Source organism: Sphingorhabdus sp. (assembly GCF_041737645.1).
Taxonomy (GTDB): domain Bacteria; phylum Pseudomonadota; class Alphaproteobacteria; order Sphingomonadales; family Sphingomonadaceae; genus Sphingorhabdus_B.
On record NZ_JBGSRI010000051.1, the window covers coordinates 1 to 15,356 of the forward strand.

The 15,356-nt window shown below is 56.0% G+C and carries 11 protein-coding genes; 5 read left to right on the forward strand and 6 right to left on the reverse strand.

Annotated features, from left to right (window positions below):
* On the forward strand, positions 1-700 hold a 700-nt coding region (locus tag ACEW72_RS09100; RefSeq protein ID WP_373476067.1), incomplete at its 5' end, for a TolC family protein.
* Positions 701-825: 125 nt separating this feature from the next.
* On the opposite strand, the gene ACEW72_RS09105 is transcribed toward ACEW72_RS09100, so the two are convergent.
* Together ACEW72_RS09105 and ACEW72_RS09110 are read right to left on the reverse strand one after the other, a co-directional pair.
* A complete protein-coding gene (locus ACEW72_RS09105) occupies positions 826-1,920 on the reverse strand; it encodes an AI-2E family transporter (protein ID WP_373476068.1) in 1,095 nt (364 codons plus the stop codon).
* Entirely contained in the window at positions 1,917-4,466 is a 2,550-nt protein-coding gene (locus tag ACEW72_RS09110; protein ID WP_373476069.1) for a cation-translocating P-type ATPase, read from the reverse strand. The genes ACEW72_RS09105 and ACEW72_RS09110 overlap by 4 nt, the downstream gene beginning before the upstream one ends.
* A 364-nt stretch (positions 4,467-4,830) precedes the next feature.
* Between ACEW72_RS09110 and ACEW72_RS09115 the strand changes: the two genes are divergently transcribed.
* The gene (locus tag ACEW72_RS09115) at positions 4,831-4,959 is read left to right on the forward strand and encodes a hypothetical protein (protein ID WP_373476070.1); all 129 of its coding nucleotides are present in this window, start codon (positions 4,831-4,833) and stop codon (positions 4,957-4,959) included.
* Positions 4,960-5,132: 173 nt separating this feature from the next.
* On the opposite strand, the gene ACEW72_RS09120 is transcribed toward ACEW72_RS09115, so the two are convergent.
* On the reverse strand, positions 5,133-6,665 hold the full coding sequence (locus ACEW72_RS09120; RefSeq protein ID WP_373476071.1) for a glycine zipper 2TM domain-containing protein: 1,533 nt from the start codon (positions 6,663-6,665) through the stop codon (positions 5,133-5,135).
* A 115-nt stretch (positions 6,666-6,780) separates the two neighbouring features.
* Entirely contained in the window at positions 6,781-11,031 is a 4,251-nt protein-coding gene (locus tag ACEW72_RS09125; RefSeq protein WP_373476072.1) for a chemotaxis protein CheB, read from the reverse strand.
* Between the two features lie 232 nt (positions 11,032-11,263).
* Between ACEW72_RS09125 and dps the strand changes: the two genes are divergently transcribed.
* A complete protein-coding gene (gene dps, locus ACEW72_RS09130; protein ID WP_373476073.1) occupies positions 11,264-11,767 on the forward strand; it encodes a DNA starvation/stationary phase protection protein Dps in 504 nt (167 codons plus the stop codon).
* Positions 11,768-12,130, forward strand: coding sequence for a response regulator (locus tag ACEW72_RS09135; RefSeq protein ID WP_373476074.1), 363 nt, complete (start codon positions 11,768-11,770; stop codon positions 12,128-12,130).
* An 87-nt stretch (positions 12,131-12,217) separates the two neighbouring features.
* Here the strand turns inward: ACEW72_RS09135 and ACEW72_RS09140 are convergent, their stop codons facing one another.
* On the reverse strand, positions 12,218-12,679 hold the full coding sequence (locus ACEW72_RS09140) for a CHRD domain-containing protein (RefSeq protein ID WP_373476075.1): 462 nt from the start codon (positions 12,677-12,679) through the stop codon (positions 12,218-12,220).
* Positions 12,680-12,841: 162 nt separating this feature from the next.
* Between ACEW72_RS09140 and ACEW72_RS09145 the strand changes: the two genes are divergently transcribed.
* A complete protein-coding gene (locus tag ACEW72_RS09145) occupies positions 12,842-14,023 on the forward strand; it encodes an autotransporter outer membrane beta-barrel domain-containing protein (RefSeq protein WP_373476076.1) in 1,182 nt (393 codons plus the stop codon).
* Positions 14,024-14,072: 49 nt separating this feature from the next.
* Here ACEW72_RS09145 and ACEW72_RS09150 read toward each other — a convergent pair whose 3' ends face one another.
* A complete protein-coding gene (locus ACEW72_RS09150; protein WP_373476077.1) occupies positions 14,073-15,320 on the reverse strand; it encodes a glycoside hydrolase family 130 protein in 1,248 nt (415 codons plus the stop codon).
* Positions 15,321-15,356 lie beyond the last annotated feature (36 nt).

Sequence of the window (15,356 nt, forward strand, 5' to 3'; positions counted from 1 at the left end):
GTCGCAGCGGGGTCCGGCGCAGGCCGAGCTCGCGGCGGCGCTTGGTCGGCTGGTGACGTTAACCGCGCGAGATGGAGCGTCGGTGGGTGCTGCATTCGCCAGACCAACTGAAGGCCGCCCGACGGTTTTGCCCTCGGTAGGGCTGCCGTCGGTATTGCTTCGGCAACGGCCCGATATCGTCGCTGCTGAATTTCGGTTGGGCGCTGCCAACTCAGAAATTGCAGCTGCGGCGGCCAACCGGTTCCCGCAAATCAGCATCAATGCCGCGCTCGGCGTCGCGGCCCTGGCGTTAGGCGATTTGTTCAGCGCGGATTCGCTGACCGCATCATTGGGCGGCTCGCTCGCTGGCCCACTGCTCGATTTCGGACGGGTGGAAGCTCAGATCGACGCGCGTCAGGCGGATGCTCAAGAGGCGTTTGCGCTTTACCGCCGCGCGGTTTTCTCCGGCATCGGCGATGCTGAAACGGCGCTTGGCACATTGCAGGCTAACCGGGCCCGGCTGTCTGCGCTCGACGCGCAAATCTCCATCGAACAGGATTCGGTTGCGCTTTCCACGGCGCGATACCGGATGGGGCTGAGCGATTTTCTCGGCGTGATCGATGCGCAGCGGCAGTTGAATGCCGCGCGGCAGGCATTGGCCGAGGCAAAGGGCAATGTGGCGCGCGCAGAGGTCGGTGTTTATCGCAGTTTCGGCGGATAATGTATCGATCATCGCTTTCCCGTCATTTTTGATAATAATCGAGATCGGCTGCATGAGTAAGAGATAGGGAGTTGGAACCTGTTCGGTGTAAGCTGAATACGGCATGCATTGCTGGCGCAATCGCCTTAAATGAGCTTTTGATTTTCAGCATCACGCTTACCGCTTCTCGCGTCTGCAAAGATTTCCCACACCGCCATAAAAAGCGCTGCGATGACTGGACCGACCACAAAGCCATTGAAGCCCATCAGTTCGAATCCGCCTAATGTAGCGATCAGCACCACATAATCGGGCATGCGCGCATCGTGCCCGACAAGGATCGGACGCACGATATTGTCGACGCTGCTGATAATAAAGAACCCACATAAAAATAGCGCAAAGCCCTGCCAGATGTCACCGGTTGCAAGCAGAAAAATTGTCACTGGCACCCAGATCAGGCCGGTTCCGATAGCAGGAAACAAAGAGAATATTGCCATGGCGACGCCCCACAAAAGCGCGCCACCGATCCCCAGCGCCCAGAATACAAGGCCACCGATTATCCCTTGCAAAATGGCGACAATCACGCTGCCTTTGATCGTCGCGCGGACGACCGCGACGAACCGGGCGACGATAAGATGGCGCTGCTCGACCGGAAGTGGCAGACAACGCTGAATCGTGGTGACCAGCGCTGTTCCATCCCGAAGCAAGAAGAAGGAAAGATAGAGCATGACGCCAAGCGAGAGAAAAAAGCCGAGCGCACTCTGGCCGGCATTGAATGCCTCGCTTGCCAGGGTTCTGAAGCTTGTGGCGATGCTTTGACTGATCTTAGTTTGTAAGGCCGCGAAATCGGATAAGCCAAATTCGGCCAGCCAATTCCGAACCATGTCTGGTAAATGCCGTTCGGCCTCAAGAAATGCCCGGCTGAGATCAATCTCGCCTGACTGTATGCGATCATAGATGGAAGTTGTCTGATTGAGCAAGGCAGCGGTGAGCAGCATCGCGGGGACCACAGCGACCGCAACGATCACGCACAACGTCACAACCGCCGAGAGGTTGCGGCGGTTCGGCATCGCCTGCAACAGGCGGGCGTTCAAAGGCGCAAACAATATTGCAGCGATTACACTCCACAGGATAGCGCCGATAAAGGGACCGATCAGCCAGCCAAAGGCGAGTGTTGTGACAATAATGAGCAGAAGCAGGAAGCCATCTTCGGTAATCTTCTGGGCGCTTCGTTTATCAGTCATGACGATATCCGGTATGCGGCGTTTTTTGGCAATTTTGAGTGAGTGAAACCGCGACGTACCAGTGGCTTGCAGCCCTCCAGCACAACCAGCAGAATCACTCCAAGACCGAGCGCCAACGCCATGTCGCTCCACGTAATCGACCCGAATTGCAAGAGTTCTTGTGCACTGGGCCAAAGCAATATCACTCCGGTAATCGTGACAATGGCGCCGACAACGTAGCGTAAAGCCATATTGTGTCGTTTGAGCGCCTCGCCAATCGACGCAGCCGACGAACGATTTACAAGGATAAGAGCCAGAATTTCGACGATCAATGCGAAAAAGATTAAAGCGCGGAGTTCGGTCGCGGGCATACCGCTCCGGTTCTCCACGAAGTATACCACGGCCAGGATGGCAAAGGCGACTACACCCTGAAAAACGCTCCAGGTGACCATGAAGAGCGAGAAAAGCGGCTCGGCTGGGTTGCGCGGCGGGCGCTCCATGATCTTGACCTCATCCTGTTCCGCCTCGAAAACCAACGCGCAAACGGGATCGATAATCATCTCGAGCAGGGCAATGTGGATTGGTCCGAACAGGATGGGCAATCCGAATAGCAGCGGCAATAGCGCGAGTCCGGCAATCGGCACATGCACCGCAAAAATGAACGCCATTGCCTTGCGAATGTTATCATAAATGCGGCGACCAAGCCTGATGGACTGAACAATAGATCCGAAGTCGTCATCCATGAGGACAATCGCCGAAGCTTCGCGCGCTACGTCGGTGCCGCGCTTTCCCATCGCGATGCCTATATGTGCCGCTTTCAATGACGGGGCATCGTTGACGCCATCGCCCGTCATGGCCACGATTTCGCCCGCAGCCTTGAATGCCTCTACGATGCGCAGTTTCTGCTCGGGCATTATCCGCGCAAAAACCGTAATGCTCTTCAATCGATCAGCCAGACTTGCGTCATCCAGCAGGGCAAGTTGATCTCCGGTAATCACTTCGCCATCCGCGATACCCGCCTGCGTAGCGATTGAACGCGCTGTTGCCGCATGATCACCGGTAATCATCACAACATGGATTCCGGCGCTGCGACACTGGGCAACCGCTTCTTCGACCGTTGGACGAAGCGGGTCGGCAAGGCCGGTGAGGCCGGTCAAAACAAATTGATAATCGGCTTGCGATTCCGCCCAGTGGCAATCCTTCGGTGTTGCAGTCGCAACCGCCAGGACACGAATTCCTTTGGCCGCCATGGCCTCGACCGCTGCCATCATCGCGTCTCGTGCGTCGGCTGCAAGTTGACATAATTCTGCGATCGCTTCCGGTGCGCCTTTGGCGGCCATCGTCAGACCATGACGGCCTTGCCATATGTTCGACATAGCCAGCATTTCCGGACGAAGCGCATAGGAGCGGGCCAACGTCAGGCCCTGGTTCGGCGAAATGCCGGCAGCCGTCTGCGCTTCGACAAGCGCAACCTCCATGGGATCGGTAGGCAATGTAGCGCTGGCGAGCACCGCTGTTTGAAGCAAATGTTGGAAAGGAACAGCCGTGCCAATCGTCGCTGTCTGACCCGTTGGCAGCCACAAAGCGGCGACCGTCATGCGGTTTTCGGTTAGCGTGCCGGTCTTGTCGGTGCAAAGGACCGTCGCCGATCCCAGTGTTTCTATGGCCGATGCCCGCCGCGTAAGCACCCCAACCTTTCCGATCCTCCATGCACCCATTGCGAGAAACACCGTGAGAACAACCGGGAGTTCTTCGGGCAGCATGGCCATTCCGATTGCAATTCCGGCGAGAATGGCTTCGATCCAGCCGCCACGAAGCATGCCATAAAGCAGGACGACCAGCGACGCGATTGCAAAGCCGCCGATCGCACACCATTTGACAATCCGCATTGTCTCCCGGCGCAGACGGGGCGCTTCGGTCTCTAACTTTGCGAGCGACTGACCAATCCGACCGATCTCGCTGCTGGCCCCGATCGCCAAAACGCGCGCGGTGCCACTACCTCGCGCTACGAGCGAGCCCGAATAAATATAAGGCTGCCCGTCACCACCAGGTCGATGAACGTTTATCGAATTGTTGGTGGTGTCCGCAACTTTGCTTACCGGCAGCGATTCGCCCGTTAGCAGCGATTCATCCGTCTGCAGATCGCTGGCCTCGATCAATACCGCATCGGCGGCGATGCGATCACCGGGTTCAACAACAAGATAATCGCCAACCACAACCTCGCGCCCGGCGATCCGAACGCGCGTACCATCCCGGATGACCAACGCACGCGGCGCCGATAGGTCTCGCAATGCTTCCAGCACCCCCTCGGTGCGGGCCTCCTGAAAGACTGTGACCCCAATAGAAAAAGTGGCGAACCCAAGCAGTATAAGGGCCTCTCCGAGACTGCCGAGCAACAAATAGGCGGCGCCCCCCGCCATCAACAACGCCAGCATCGGTTCCTTCAAAACATCAAACACGATGCGTAGAATCGAACGTCGACTGGCTTTGGGCAGTTCGTTGGGGCCGTCCGTTGCAAGGCGAATGGATGCCTCGGCACTCGTCAAGCCTTGCCTAGCCGCTGTCATGGTCGGCTCGTCAGAAGGGCATACTGCAGGCGGCAGTGGCTGTCATGGCTGGTACCGCCGGAATGCAGATTGCCGATCGCGACGGGTTTTCCTGTTTCAACGGAAAAGCGGCAGGCGGCGTTTATCTTCGGTGCCATCGAACCCTCTGCGAAAGATGTATTCCCCGCTCGGTAACATTTGCCGCACTAATAAGATACTGATTTGACCCTCCCCAATTGGCGAATATGCCGTCCAGATCGGTGAGAATGATAAGTCGATTGGCAGCCAATTTGGTCGCCTGTAACGCTGTTCCAAGATCCGTGTCGATCATGTTGATTACCTCGAAGACGAAGCGCACAAGGCAAAGGACAAGCTTAATACCAAGATGTTGCAGGCGCACGCCGATCGTTCAGAGCGCTATGCCGAAGCGGCGATGGTCGTGGCATTATCGGGCGTTGATCAGGCCGAAAAGGCGATGCTGTCCGCAAGCGTAGGGCGGCATAAAGCTAAATAAGCACCATCTTGTGTGTGCTTTAACTCAGGGTGGGATTCCAATCTAGTGGTTGCAATTTCTTGACCAAATTCCCCTCCTGATATGACTCACTGGTTTGGTTTCTGGGGTATACCGGATGCTGCGCCCAACAGGGGGGATTCGTAACAGCGCAGCATCCGATATTCAGTGTCCGGTCAGTAACGCCGTTCGTCTTCAAAGTTCGTTATGCGAAGTTGACCGCTTAATCGGTCAAGCCTGACATTTATTGCCGCTTCATTACGGATCGAAAGCTGCCCGTCGCGGCCGCGGCCCATCATGCGTTCGCTGCGACGGATATTGTTCAGATCACGTAAGGCCCGGTTGGTTTCAACACGCTTCAAAGTGCCCTCGCGACTCGCGGAACGAATGTAACTTTCCAGCCAAGCTTCCCGCGCGCGAATTTCGCGCGGCATTCCGACTCCTGACCCGTTGCCCATTGACGGCCTGCTAATCCAGCGTCCCTGACCGTCGTAATACCCCGAAACGGCACCTGCACGCCAACGGCCGCGATCATCATAATAGCCGGGCTGGTCGCCTGACATCCAGACACCCGCGCTGTCGCGGTAGCCGCCTGGGTCACCGGCAATCCATTTGCCGCGGGCGTCGTAATGACCCATCGCCAGACCGGCAATCCAGCGACCGCGGCTGTCATAATGGCCACTTGCGGTGCCAGCAATCCATTGGTCATCGCGGTTGTAGTATCCGTCCGCTGAGGCAGGGATCCAATGCCCTTGCTCGTCAAAATATCCGGCGGCGGAGGCTTCGCCTCTCGACGCTATCCATCGGCCCTGGTTGTCATAATGTCCGTTAGGCGTTCCATCTACCCATTGGTTGTTGCGGTCGTAATAGCCTCTGGCCGTATTGCGGTCGGAGGTGCCGACGTGCCAGCGCCCCTGATTGTCAAAATAACCATAAGAGTCGCTGCGTCGTCCTGGCTGGTATTGCGCGTCCTGGTTTAACCCGGTCGAGACCCAGCGGCCGCGCGTGTCGTAATAGCCCGACGCGTTGCCCGCATTCCAGCGCCCGTCGCTGCCATAATGGCCGCTTTTCTGATCGCTGACCCAATTGCCGTTCGAGTCGGTGCGACCATTGGCCATGCCGGGCATCCAGCGTCCGTTATCGTTATAATGGCCCGTGGTGTTACCCGCGTTCCAGCGACCGCGATCATCATAATAACCGGCGGTCGATCCGGCGATCCACCGGTCATCGCGGTCGTAATAGCCATCGGCAGAAGCCGGAACCCAATGTCCGTTCGTACCGTAATAGCCGTTCTCATCCTGCGAACCGGAGTTTTGAACCCAGCGATTGCTGGAATTGTAATAGCCATTCGGTGCGCCGTTCACCCATTCGCCATCACGGTCATAATAGCCGGTGGCTTGCGACCGATCAATGCCGGTTGAGTGCCACCGGTTATTCTGGTCGTAATATCCAAAGGCGCGCGAACAGCCCGCGTCGGGTTTGGCCACCTGATTGCCGACTACCGCGCCGACAACTGCACCGATGACCGTGCCAAGGGTTTTGTCGCCGCGTCCGGAAATGACATTGCCGGCGATGCCGCCGACTGCGGCACCGCCAACCGTTGCGACCGCACGGTTTGAACGTTGGCGCTCGCAGCTTTGCTGGGCTGAAGCGAGCGAGGGTATCATCGTCGCAACGGCGATACCGGCGAAGAGGAGGGATTTACGCATGATGTTATACTCCTGAAACAGGCGAGTGCAGGTTTCTTTCCAACTAAACTGCCGGGAGTACGGATTGTTCCGCTTGCGATTCGTCCAGATTGCAATGTCAGACTGCGGGTTATTGCTATCGGGGTTCGGCCGCCAGAGCCAGACGGGCGAGCGCGGGGAGCGATGTTGCGCCCGTTTTGGTCATGATCGCGGCACGGTGATTCTCCACTGTGCGCTGGCTGATGCTAAGGTCGGCAGCGATGATCTTGCTGGGTTGCCCGGCGAGCACCAGGTCCATGACCTGATGCTGGCGTTTGGTAAGGTTGGCAACGAGCTTTGCCGCTGCAATCTGCTCGTCGGAGCGTTTGCTTACATTTTGTGCAAGTTCCAGCGCGTGGGTTATGCTTGCCAGTAGTTCGGTCGCGCCAATCGGCTTTTCGATGAAATCAAAGGCACCTGCCTTCATCGCCTCGACCGCAATCGGAACGTCGCTGTTGCCGGTAATCATGATGGCCGGAAGTTGGTCACCGTTTTCCTTCAGGCATTGCAAAAGTTCCAGCCCTGTCATGCCGGGAAGATAGGCATCGATGAGCAGGCAGCCGTCGCGTGATGGTTGATAGGCCGCAAGGAAAGTTTCGCAGTCCGCATAATCTTTAACATTATGCCCTTCGGCTTCAAGCATTTCGCGCAATGCCGCCCGGATTTGGCGATCATCGTCGACGACGTAGATAACTGCACTCTTATTGCGTTTGGCAGTCGGTGCAACAAGCATACGCCTTACAGCCTGAATCAACACCTTCGGCTTGACCGGCTTGTTAAGTTGTTCGCAATCATGGTTAGCGATATTACGCAAGGCGGCGGTAGATATATCGCCGGTCAGGATGATCACTGGGACCGGAAGTCCGATCAATTCGCGTAACTTGGCCGTAGCCTGGACGCCATTCATCCCGCCAGGCAAGTTATAATCGGACAAGATCAGGCCGGGTGGGATTTCGGCCGTTGCGATAAGTGTTAGTGCAGCCGTTCCGTCGTGCGCCCAAATGACATCATAACCGTCATCGCTCAGCATTATTTCGAGCAATTCGCGTAACTCCGGATCGTCTTCCACTATCAGGATTTGCCCACCGATATGGCTTTCCAATTTGACATCCTTTGGCGCCGAAATCCTTGGGTGAGACTGAATCGGCAACGCATTTATATTGATTGCAAAAACCGAACCCTTTGCGGGAACCGAATGTACGTGAACCTTATGGCCAAGCAAATCCGCCAGACGCTTGACGATGGAAAGGCCCAGGCCCAATCCGCGACTTCGTTCACGCGCGGCATTGTCGACCTGGTGATATTCATCAAAAATGGCTTGAAGATCGGCAGCATCTATCCCGACTCCGCTGTCCCAAATTTCAATGCGAAGATGGTCTTTTTGTCGACGGCAGCCGATCAAGACCTTACCATCTGCAGTATATTTGATGGCGTTTGCAATCAGGTTACGCAGGATTTGTTCAAGCAGGCGCGGATCGCTGGCTATCGACAAGCTGCAAGGAACAAGCCGAAGCGATAGGTGTTTGGCGTCGGCATGATAAGCGAATTCATCGCGCAGCCTTTGGAGCAGATCGCCAACTGGAAAAGTCGCGACCTCGGCTCGGACGGTGCCGGCCTCAATCTGGTTGATGTCAAGTAGGGTGTTAAGCATCCCCGACATCGCACCCAGCGTATCGTCGACGCGTTTGACCAATTGCTGTGCCCTTGGTCCTTCAACAATTTTGGCAAGCAAACCTTGCAACAAGGCAAGCGTCTGGAGCGGCTGGCGCAAATCATGGCTGGCGGCGGCGAGGAACCGGGATTTAGCGGCATTGGCCCGGTCCGCCTGCTGCATCGCATCTTCAAGCGCAAGCTTGATCTGTTTACGCTCGCTGACATCTGTAAAAGTGATGACGACACCTTCGACTTTCCCGTCGTCGGCAAGATAGGGAAGAATACGCCGGACGAACCAGACGCCCTGGGTGGTTTCGATCTCGCGATCGATAGCCTCATGATGTTTAAGTACATGATGGGCATCTGCTGAAAGCTCTTGATCCGCAGAGAGTGATTTCAAATCAGCCAGCGGACGGCCAACATCGCCGGGGATGAGGTTAAATAGCGACGTGGTGGCAGGTGTGAAAAAGCGGATGTTGAGTTTGGTATCCAGAAACAGTGTCGCAACGTCGGTGCTGTAGAGGACGTTCTGCAAATCGTTCGATGTGATCCGCTGCCGGTCGAGTGTCTCTTGCAACTGGCTATTGAGCGCGGTCAATTCCTCATTCAGCGATTGTAACTCCTCTTTCGACGTCAGCAATTCTTCGTTGGTCGACTGGAACTCCTCGTTGACCGACGAGGCTTCCTCATTGACGGCGCGCTGTTCTTCACCAGACATTTCCAGATTATGGATTGCGCCCTGCAATTCGCTACGGGTGGTTTCCAGCTCATGCTCAAGCTCTGCCACTCGCGCGGCATTTTTGGGGGAAGCGGCGCGGCCCGGTTTGGCGGGCTTCAACGGGACATCAACGAAACAGACAAGTAAAAACGCCTCTCCGTCGCTTTCTACTGGCTTGACGTGGATATCAAAGACGATGGTCTGTCCGCCTTTTTCGCTCCGCCCGCCAGTGACGATGACCGGCCCGCCGGCCTGCACCGCCTGCTGGATCGCCGATCGCAGCTTCGTGCGCAGTGCTTGCGGGGCCATCGCGAGTATATCATGACTTGGATGGCCCGGCGCAACGCGGAGATAGCGTTCGGTTGGGCCGATCGAGAACATCGATTCCTGCTTGCGATTGATCAGCACTGCTGCCGGACAATGTGCCTCAATCACGAGCCGTTGGACCAGATCGGCGAGCTTGTTTTGCTTTTGAACCTGATCGGGACCGGTGCGCCCCGCACTTCGCGATGCCTCGCTTTGGCCAGGCTGGAATCCGATTTCCACCGCTTTGCTTCGGCCGATCTGGCGATAAAGCCGTTCGGGCTTTGAAATAACCTGGAAGCGGCTTTCGTTGTTGCCGATGGTCTCGGCATTGCCCAGCAACAAAGTGCCCCCCGGACGCAGGGCAAAATGAAATAGCGCAATGACCTTCGCCTGCGCCTCTGGCCCGAGATAGATCAAAAGGTTGCGGCACGAAATCATGTCGAGGCGAGAAAAAGGCGGATCGCCGAGCAGATCCTGTACCGTGAATACCACCGCCGCGCGCAATTCGGGTGACACGCGGTAACCATGATCCATTTTCGTAAAAAATCGGCCCAACCGCTCTTCACTTATGTCAGCCGCAATCGTCTCGGGATAAACCCCGTCCCGCGCCGTTGCGATGGCATCGCTATCCACGTCTGATGCAAAAATCTGCAACTTAATTTCACGCTTGGACGCGATAATTGCCTCGCGAAATAGCATGGCGAGCGAATAAGCCTCTTCGCCCGAGCTGCACCCTGCGATCCAGATGCGTAAAGGCAAGTCAGGCGGTTGATCGCGAACCAAATCCGGCACGATTTTCGCCGCAAGCGTATCGAACACTGGCGTATCGCGGAAGAAGCTTGTGACATTGATCAGCAAGTCTTTGGCCAGCAATTCCAGTTCCTCTGGATCTGAGTGCAACCTTTCCAGATAGGTCGCCATGTCGCTTATCGCCGCGAGCCCCATCCGCCGCTGTACCCGCCGCTGCAGCGTTCCCATTTTGTAGAGCGTGAAATCATGGCTGGTCGATGTACGCAGCATATCGATGATTTCGGGCATGCGGGAAGTATCGGCCACCGGAGGTTGATCCGCTTTGGTCAGCCGTTGTGCAGGATCGATCAATGCGGCGGCAATCTCGTTAACGGGCAGGGTCAGATCAACCACTCCGGCCGCGATTGCCGCACTTGGCATCCCGCCATATTCCGCTTCGCCGGGGTCTTGCGCTATCGTGAAACCCCCTGAGTCATGGAGCGCTTTAAGGCCCAGAGAACCATCCGAGCCCGTTCCCGAAAGAATGACGCCGATCGTCCTGGCGGGGCAATCCTTCGCGAGCGAATGAAGCAGGAAATCGAACGGCAATCGCGTGCCGTTCCGTGCATTCCGTTTTGAAAGTTGAAGGCGGCCAGCGGCGACTGCTAAATAGGTGCCGGGGGGAATGATGTAGAGATGGTCGGGCGCTATGGTCACGCCATCTGTAGCTTGCGTAACCGACATCACTGTATGCCCGGCAAGCAGATCGACCATCATGCTTTCGTGATGGGGGTCTAGATGCTGGATCAGGATGAAAGCCATGCCGGTCTGAGCTGGCAGGGAAGAAATCAATTTTGTGTAGGCATCCAGCCCGCCTGCAGAAGCCCCCATGGCCACTATCGGGAAGTCAAGAGGAGAAGCCCCGCGCGGGGGCTTCGTCAACTTCGATCGCCTGTCTGGCATGAAGCCCAATCCCTCAAATATAGATTTCCGCAGAACCAAACTTCACAGCTGGATAATTGTTTCACACTGCCGAGTGCGGACGAGCCGAGTAAGGGCGCTTTGTAGAGACAAGTCAATCACGGAACCAAATGTCATGTGAGTAGTTTCCGAGTCTCACCACAATGATCGTAGATCGATTATTATCCGGACAGCCCACAATCGGAGTTTCCCCATGCAAAAGACCCACAATACCTTATCGGAAAAAATCCGGATCCAGTCGGTGGAGCTGCTAAATAAGCATCTGGCCGCCGCAATTGATCTCCACGCTCAGGTAAAACAGGCCCACTGGAATGTGCGCGGCCCCGGCTTCATCGCGATCCATGAACTTTTTGACCGGGTTTCGGTCGAAGTCGAGAATTTTTCGGACATGCTGGCTGAGCGTGCTGCGGGACTTGGTGGTAGTGCCAATGGCACCATCCAGGTCGCGATCAAGGAGTCGTTCCTGATCCCTTATCCCCTAACGATTGCCGATGAAGCGAAGCATCTGTTTGCGGTTTCGGCGGCACTTGCTGCTTTTGGTGGCTCGATTATCGAGGCAATCGGCAAATCGGCCGAGATCGAAGACCCGACCACCGCCGATCTTTTCACCGAAATTTCGCGGGGCATCGATCAGCAACTCTATTTCGTTGAATCACATTTTGCACCGTTGAAGGTCGATCCCTCTAAAGGGAACTGAATGGGTAAGCTATCGATCCTCATTGTCGAAGACGAAGCGATCATCGGCATGTTGCTGTCTGAAGTGCTCGCCGGAATGGGCCACGAAGTGATAGCGGTTGTAGGAACCGAGGGAGCAGCAGTCGCAATGGCTGCGGAGTATTCGCCCGATTTGCTGATCGTGGACGCCGGGCTGACTTCAGGGAATGGCGTCTCCGCGGTCGATATGATCCTGACAACTGGCTTCGTGCCGCATCTCTTTACGACCGGCGACGCGATGAAAGTCAGGCTGCTTAAACCCGACGCGATTATACTCGAGAAGCCGTTCAACGAAACCGAGCTAGCCGACGCCATCGCTAGCGCGTTGGCACGTCCGTCGATGTGAAGATCATCGTCAAAAAATAGGACCGCGCCTTGTCGCTGCCGCGTTCGGTGTGAAGGCGGGCGACAAGGTGACAGATTGCCTGATGGGTTAGCGGGTCAATTGGCCCCGGATCGCGCCCTGCGGAAATTCTGTGGTCGAAATCTGGATATAATAATTGCCAGGCTTCCATTCGAGCGAGTCTTCGAGCCATTCAGACCGCTTGACGCAATTCTTCCAGCCACCTTCATTTGCGCGACCGAATGTAAGGACAGCAGGTCCCGTTTGGCCCCTCAGGCCGCGGTTGATCGAAACCGACGTAATCTCGGCGAGGTTGCGGGTGTTGTTGATGCCATAGCAGATTTGGTCGAGCGTGTTGGCAATGCTGACCTCGGCCTGTGCAGAACCATCACGGTCACCGGCAGAGGTGACGACTTCCTGCCCGTTTAATGATGCACGGTGCGTATCGGCAACAGCCTCGACGACACCCTCTTCGACCGTTGCACATCCACCCAAAATAGAGGGCACGACAATCGCAAAAACAATGGCGGCGGTTTTGGAACTAATTTTCATTGGATTATCCTTTATCCGTTTCCAAAAACACAAACCCGTATCGGGCTTTATTGTTCCGAATGACCCGGCGAGGCGGAACTTAATCAATGCCGTAAGGTTCTCCCCAAACTGCACGGCAAGCGCAAATCGATTGACCGTGCCCCGCACCACTGGAGTGAACTCATGTACAATAAAACCCTCGTCGTCCTGCTTCTGGCAGGAACGTCCACCGTGGCGCACGCGCAAGCAACGCCCAATCAAAGTGAGGTCGCCGTTGTCCTCTCTGCGCCGATAACTGTTCCCTCAGTTGACGCTACACAGCTTCAAACAAGTCTGACGATTGTAGACCCCACAGTCCGTGCCGACGCCTTGGCGCAGTTGACACCACAGGCATATAGTCTGGTTCCCGAGGTGTCGCTCAACGCCGTAGAGGCACAGGAAACCAACATATTGCGTTATGTTCGCGATCAGCGCGGAAATGCAGAACGCCCCGATGGAAGCGAAGTAACGATTGACGACGCGGGCCGCTTGAGTGCCTTCGTCATTGGCGGCGCACGCTTTGGCAAATATGATGCTGCAACTGACCGTCCCCGCGTAAAAAACGAGAATCGCATGGTAATGGGCGGACTGAACCTGCGGCTAACGCCTAAAACCACGCTTGGCGCCTTTGGCGGGTGGATGCAAAGCGATGTCGATTTTGAACAGTCCGCGACATCGGCGCCATCAAAACTTAGCAATTGGTTTGCCGGCGGTTTTGGTACCGTTGGCGTCGGCCCTGTCTATATCGATGCCTGGGGTAGCTATACCAATCTGGATTGGACCTTGCGTCGCGGCTATGCTTTCAACGGCTTGTCGGGCGTGTCCAATGGCAGCACAACAGGTCATGTCTGGGCAGCAGGAGCATCAACCGGCCTCAGCTTTTCAGCCGGCAATTTCGAGATAGAACCGTTTGCCGCGCTTCGTTATGCCAAAGTCAAAGTTGACGGCTTTAGCGAAACCGGATCGCCTGCCGCACTCGACATCGGTCGCAATGACGCAGAAAGCCTTCGTCTAAATCTAGGTGGCCGGATTGGCACCAAATTCGATGCAGGTGGCGTTGTGGTTCGTCCCCAGCTGCGCGGCGGGTGGAACAAAGAATTCAAGATGGACAATGCCCGGACCATCTTAGCATCATTTACCGATGGCAGCATCGGCACACCGTTCAGCTTCACCACGACCCCATTGCGCGGGGAATATTTCAATGCCGGGGCGGCGTTGAATATTGCCGGAACGGGGCCGATTTCGATGGCAGTCGATTATGATGTACAGTTTGCCAAGGACCGCGAGCTTCACGCGCTTTCGTTGAGCGCACGGCTGAAATTCTAGGTCTGGCGACTTAAAAAGGAAAGGGGCGGCATAACGCTGCCCCTTTTTTCTACGCCATTTGCGCGAGAACGTCCTTTATCGCAACAATGGCAAAACATACCGAGCTATCCGCGACTCCATAAGGCAGGAACAGATCATCGCCCGTGCGGATCGCGCCGCAGGTGTAAACGACATTGGGAACATAGCCTTCGCGGTCTTCGTCCGCCGCCGACAATATGGGGCTTGTGGTTCGGCCGAGGACTTTTGCCGGATCATCCTTGTCAAGCAACGCCGCGCCGATCGAATATTTTCGCATCGCGCCAACACCGTGCGTTAAGACAAGCCAGCCTTCGTCCAGTTCAATCGGTGCGCCGCAATTGCCGATCTGGATCAGTTCCCAAGGGTATTTCGGTTCTAGCAGCAATTCGCCACCTTCCCATTCATCGAGCTTGTCCGAACGCAAAAGATAGAGGTTCATCCCATCCTGTCGGCCAATCATAAGATATTGCCCGCCAATTTTGCGCGGGAACAGTGCCATGCCTTTATTGCGGCCTGCGCCGCCCTTAATCGGTGTCAAAGTGAAATCGTGGAAATCGCTTGTGCGTAAAAGTTCTGAACGAATGTCGCGCCCGCTATAGGCGGTATAGGTGCCGATCCATTCAGTGTTGCCATTGTCGCACGCGAACTCGACCAGACGCAGATCCTCAAGGCCGTTGCGTTGTGCTTCGGTCATCGGAAAGATTACAGTGCCAGACAGGCTGCTGTCAGGGTGACGGTAAACGGCAACGCTGTCTGCAGTGGTCTTACCCAGCATGGCGGCGGTCGCAAAAGCGGGCTGATGCAACAGGCTGAGTTGGCGTCCTGCGGAAATAATCCCTTCGCGGAACGCTATGGTTGAAATATGACCTTCGCCCACGGCGCGCAGCGAGAGCAGAATGCGTGTGCTGCCGGGCTGCAATCCGGATTGGTCGGGATGGCGAACAACGCTAGGGTTCATCAAGGCGGCAGCAGCATAGCTGTATTCATGGCAAAAATAGGCACCGATCAGCCGTTTGGTTGGTCGCCGCAGCTTGCTTCCATCGAGTTTCAGAGCGGTCTCAATCTGTTTGTAACGTTCGTCAAAGACGCGTTCGATCTGCCAATGGCGATCGGCAAAATCGTGCAGGACAATGCTCATCTCGCTCCGCACGGTGCGAAGATCAAGGCGAATGATCTGGTTGACCAGGTTGCGAACACGCTCAATGTCCGGACCTGACGACTGCCAGGCGAGATAAAATGGGCGCACGACAACGCGACTGGGGTCTGCATGAAGCCGCAATTCATGATGGACGAGATCTACTATGGTGTTTCGCCT